At 73.7% G+C, this 4,657-nt stretch carries 5 protein-coding genes; 3 read left to right on the forward strand and 2 right to left on the reverse strand.

Annotated features, from left to right (window positions below):
* The 3 genes from VF468_06475 to VF468_06485 form a co-directional block, all read left to right on the forward strand.
* The coding region (locus VF468_06475) for an RIO1 family regulatory kinase/ATPase (protein HEX5877954.1) at nt 1–707 on the forward strand (707 nt) is incomplete at its 5' end.
* The gene (locus tag VF468_06480; GenBank protein HEX5877955.1) at nt 704–1,297 is read left to right on the forward strand and encodes a hypothetical protein; all 594 of its coding nucleotides are present in this window, start codon (nt 704–706) and stop codon (nt 1,295–1,297) included. The genes VF468_06475 and VF468_06480, both read left to right, overlap by 4 nt.
* Nucleotides 1,294–2,754, forward strand: coding sequence for a phosphatase PAP2 family protein (locus VF468_06485; GenBank protein HEX5877956.1), 1,461 nt, complete (start codon nt 1,294–1,296; stop codon nt 2,752–2,754). The genes VF468_06480 and VF468_06485 overlap by 4 nt, the downstream gene beginning before the upstream one ends.
* Here VF468_06485 and glgC read toward each other — a convergent pair.
* Entirely contained in the window at nt 2,723–3,961 is a 1,239-nt protein-coding gene (gene glgC / locus VF468_06490) for a glucose-1-phosphate adenylyltransferase (protein ID HEX5877957.1), read from the reverse strand. The genes VF468_06485 and glgC overlap by 32 nt on opposite strands.
* Before the next feature lie 37 nt (nt 3,962–3,998).
* Nucleotides 3,999–4,657: mechanosensitive ion channel family protein (locus tag VF468_06495; GenBank protein ID HEX5877958.1), on the reverse strand; the 659-nt coding region annotated here is incomplete at its 5' end.

The raw sequence follows: 4,657 nt of genomic DNA on the forward strand, positions 1-4,657 counted from the left end.
TGTACGGCCGCCTGGAGGACGAGAAGCCGTTCAACACCGTGCGGCGGCTGGTCCAGCAGGAGGACTACGCCCTGCGGCTGATGCACGGCGCCGGGGTCCGCAGCCCGGAGCCGTTCGGGATCGTGGAGATCACCCCCGAGCGCGAGTACGTGGTGGTCACCGAGTTCTTCGACGACGCCCGGGAACTCGGCGACCTCGACGAGGTCGACGACGCCATCATCGACGACGGCCTGCGCATCATCCGCCGGCTGTGGGACGCCGGCCTCGCCCACCGCGACATCAAGCCGGCCAACCTGCTGGTCCGCGACGGCCGGGTCCACCTGATCGACGTGTTCTTCGCCGAGGTCCGGCCCAGCCCCTGGCGTCAGGCGGTCGACCTGGCCAACATGCTGCTGGTCCTGGCCACCCGGTCCAGCCCCGAGCAGGTCTACCGGCGGGCCCGGCTGCAGTTCAACGACGACGAGATCGCCGAGGCCTTCGCCGCCACCAGCGGCATCACCATGCCCTCCCAGCTGCGCCGGATGATGCGCGTCCAGGGCCGCGACCTCCACGCCGAGTTCCTCCAGCTGCTACCCGAGCTGCCACCCCCGATCGCCATCCAGCGCTGGAGCATCCGGCGGATCGGGCTGATGGCCGGGGTGGCCGCGCTCACCCTGCTGGTGCTGCTCATGGCCCTGGGCACCTTCGAGTCGGCGGGGCTGCTGTGAGGCGCCTGGCGCTGCTGGCTCTGGCCTGCCTGCTGCTGGCCGGCTGCGTCCGGCCGGGCGGCGCCGACTTCGCCCAGGCCCGCGAGCCGGCCTGCCGCTACCAGGGTCGGCAGGGGACGGCCCTGGTGGTCCTGATGGCCCAGGCGGTGCCGTCGGCCAGCCAGCTGCCCTGCGTCGAGCTGCTCCCGGCCGGCTGGAGCGTGAGCGACATCTTCGTCCGCAACGGGCGGGTGCGGTTCGCGCTGGACTCGGACCGGGTCGGCATGCACGCCGTGCAGGTGGTGCTGGAGCAGTTCTGCAGCATCGGCCCCGACGTCACCAGGGTGCCCTCCGACCACCCCGCCACCCGCAGCTACCAGGAGGTCATCTCCATCGACCCGGGCCGGCGCTACCAGGGCGCCGTCTACTACCTGTTCACGGGCGGCTGCGTCACCTACCGGCTCGACTTCCGCAGCGACGAGCAGGCCCGGCCGCTGGGGGAGGTCCTGGCCGCCCTCGGCTTCGTCACCCGGGACGCCCTGCGCGAGACGGTGGCCGACTTCACCGACGGCCGGGTGCCGCTCGACCCGCCCCCGGAGGCGGCCTCGTGAGCGGGCTCCCCAAGATGAAGACCCTGCCCCGCCATCCCGGCGACGCGCTCCGGCTGGTCGCCGGGGCGGCCATCCTGCTCGTCTGCCTCCTCACCGTCCGCCCCGACGAGGTCGGGGTGCTCGAGGAGGACCTGTTCCGGCTGGCCAACGACCTCCCGACGGCCCTGTTCCCGGCGTTCTGGGTGGTCATGCAGGCCGGCAACGTGCTCGCCGTCGGGGTCGCGGCCGCGGTCGTGGCCGCCACCCGGCGGTTCTGGCTGGCCTTCAACCTGGCCGTCACCGGCATCGGGGTGTGGCTGCTGGCCAAGTGGATCAAGGACGAGGTGGGCCGCGGCCGGCCGGCGGCCCTGCTCGACGACGTCCACATCCGCGGCGCCCAGGACAGCGGCCTCGGGTTCGTGTCCGGGCACGCCGCCGTGGCCGTGGCCATCGCCACCCTGATCGTCCCCTACCTGCCGCGGCGGCTCCGCTGGGCGGCGGTGCTGGTGGCCGCCCTGGTCTGCGTGTCGCGGCTGTACGTCGGGGTCCACCTGCCCCTGGACGTGGTCGGCGGGGCCGCCCTCGGCTGGGCGGCCGGGTCGCTGGTCCACCTGCTGCTGGGCGCCCCCGGGGGCCGGCCCTCGCCCGAGCGGGCGGCCAAGGCCCTGCGCGAGCAGGGGCTCCAGGTGACCGGGGTGGCCCCGCTGGGCGGGCGCGACGCCCGCCGCTCGGCCCGCTTCGAGGCCGTCGGCCCCGACGGCCAGCACCTGTTCGCCAAGCTCATCCCCCGCGAGCGGCGCGACGAGGACCTCCTCTACCGGCTCTGGCGGATGCTGGTCCGGCGCCGGGCCGAGCCGGGCCGCCGGGGCACCGGCCCGCCCCTCCAGCAGGTCGAGCACGAGGCCTACCTGGGGCTGCTCGCCGGCACGGCCGGGGTCCGCACCCCCCGGGTGGTCCTGGCCGGGCCGTACGGCAGCGGGGCCGGGCTGCTGGTGCAGCGGATGATCCCCGGCCGCTCCCTGGAGGAGGCCGACCCGGCGGCCGTCGGCGACGCCACCCTCGAGGACGCCTGGGCCGAGGTGGCCCGCCTCCACCAGGCCGGCATCGCCCACGGCGACCTGGGCCGCCACAGCGTGGTGGTCGACGAGGACGGCCGGCCCTGGCTGGTCGACTTCGACCACGCCACCGCCGTCGCCTCGGAACGGCTGCGCCAGGCCGACCTGGTCGAGCTGCTCGTCAGCCTGACCGCGCGCTTCGGGCCCGGACGGGCCGCCGCCACCGCCGTGGCCGCCCTCGGCTCCGCGCCGCTGGCCGCCGCCCTGGCCGCCGTCACCCCGGCCGCCCTCACCCGCACGACCCGGGAGGAGCTGTCCGACCACCCCGGCCTCTGGGACGACCTGGCCCGCCGGGTCGCCCCCGAAGCGGCCGAGGAGGGAGACGCCGCCGTCAGGCGTCGATCTTCTGACCCTTCCCGATGACGACCACGCCGCCGTCGGAGACCACGAACCGCTCGCGGTCCCGGTCCAGGTCGACGCCGATCCGGGCGCCCTCGGGGATCTGCACGTTCTTGTCGACGATGGCGTTGCGGACGACCGCGCCCCGGCCCACGTCGACGTCGTGCATCACCACCGACCCCTCGACCCGGGCGCCGGTGTGGACCCGCACCCCCGGCGACAGGATCGAGCGCCGCACCGTGCCGCCCGACACCACCACCCCGGCCGAGACCATCGAGTCGAGCGCCTGGCCGGTCCGCCCCTCGCCGTCCTCGAACACGAACTTGGCCGGGGGCAGGGGCTCGTGCCAGCTCAGGATCGGCCACTTGCGGTTGTAGAGGTTGAACACCGGGTGGACCGAGATCAGGTCCATGTGGGCCTCATAGTAGGCGTCCAGGGTGCCGACGTCCCGCCAGTAGCCGCGGTCCCGGTCGGTGGCCCCGGGCACCTCGTTGTCGGCGAAGTCGTAGACCTCGGCCTCGCCCCGCTCGACCATCATGGGGATGATGTTGCCGCCCAGGTCGTGCTCGGAGTCCTCGTCCTTGGCGTCCAGGGACACGGCCTTGATCAGGGTGTCGGCCCGGAACACGTAGTTGCCCATGGACGCGAACACCTGGTCGGGCGCGTCGGGCAGGCCCTGGGGGTCGCTCGGCTTCTCCCGGAAGGCGCTGATGCGGCGCCCGTCGGCGGCGGTCTCGATGACCCCGAACTGGTTGGCCTCGCCGATCGGCACCCGGATCCCGGCCACCGTCACCCCGGCGCCCGACGCGACGTGCTGCTCCACCATCTGGCGGGGGTCCATCCGGTAGACGTGGTCGGCCCCGAACACGATCACGTGCTCGGGGCGCTCGTCGTAGACCAGGTTGAGGCTCTGGAAGATCGCGTCCGCCGATCCCGCGAACCAGCGCGGCCCCCGCCGCATCTGCGCCGGCACCGGGGTCACGTAGTTGCCCAGCAGCGGCGACAGCCGCCAGCTGGTGGTGACGTGCCGGTCCAGGCTGTGGCTCTTGTACTGGGTCAGCACCGCGATCCGCATGTAGCCGCCGTTGACCAGGTTCGACAGCACGAAGTCGACCAGCCGGTAGTCCCCTCCGAACGCCACCGCCGGCTTGGCCCGGTCCAGCGTCAGCGGCGCCAGCCGCTTCCCCTCACCCCCGGCGAGGACGATCGTGAACACATCGGGGTTCGCCATGCCGAAAGCCTACCCGTACCGGGACGCGCGAATCTTCTCAGGCGGCCGGCTGGCCCTGTTCGTCGCCGTCGCTGGTGAGGGCCTTCTGGGCCGAGACCTCGATGCCGGCCTTGTCGAAGGCGACCTTGAGCCGGGCCCGGAGCTCGCGGGCGACCTTCCACTGCTCCAGGGGACGGGTCTTGGCGACCAGGCGGACGCGGATGCCGTCGGGACCGAGCTCCTCGACCCCCCAGACCTCGGGCTGCTCGAGGAGCTTGGCCGCCCAGTGCTCGTCCACGGACAGTTCGTGGGCGACCCGCTCGATCGTCCGGGTGGCGTCGTCGAGGTCGGTCGAGTAGGCGACCTCGACGTCGACCAGGGCCCGGGCCCAGCCCTGGGAGCGGTTGCCGACCCGGCGGATCTCGCCGTTGGGGATGTGCCAGAGGGTGCCGTTGACGTCCCGCAGCCGGGTGGTGCGCAGGCCGACGCCCTCGACCGTGCCGGTGGCCGGTCCGGCGTCGACCACGTCGCCGACCCCGTACTGGTCCTCCATCAGCATGAAGATGCCGGAGATGAAGTCGCGGACCAGGTTCTGGGAGCCGAACCCGACCGCGACCCCGACGATCCCGGCCCCGGCGATCAGGGGGCCGAGGTCGAGGCCGAGGGTGCCGAGCGCCATCAGCCCGGCCAGGGTCCAGATGCCGAAGGAGGCCACGC

This window comes from Actinomycetota bacterium, assembly GCA_036280995.1.
GTDB lineage: Bacteria > Actinomycetota > CALGFH01 > CALGFH01 > CALGFH01 > CALGFH01.

Excerpts from the sequence above, each read along its gene's own strand:
- glgC (HEX5877957.1), bottom strand. The coding sequence starts at position 3,961 with ATGGCGAACCCCGATGTGTTCACGATCGTCCTCGCCGGGGGTGAGGGG.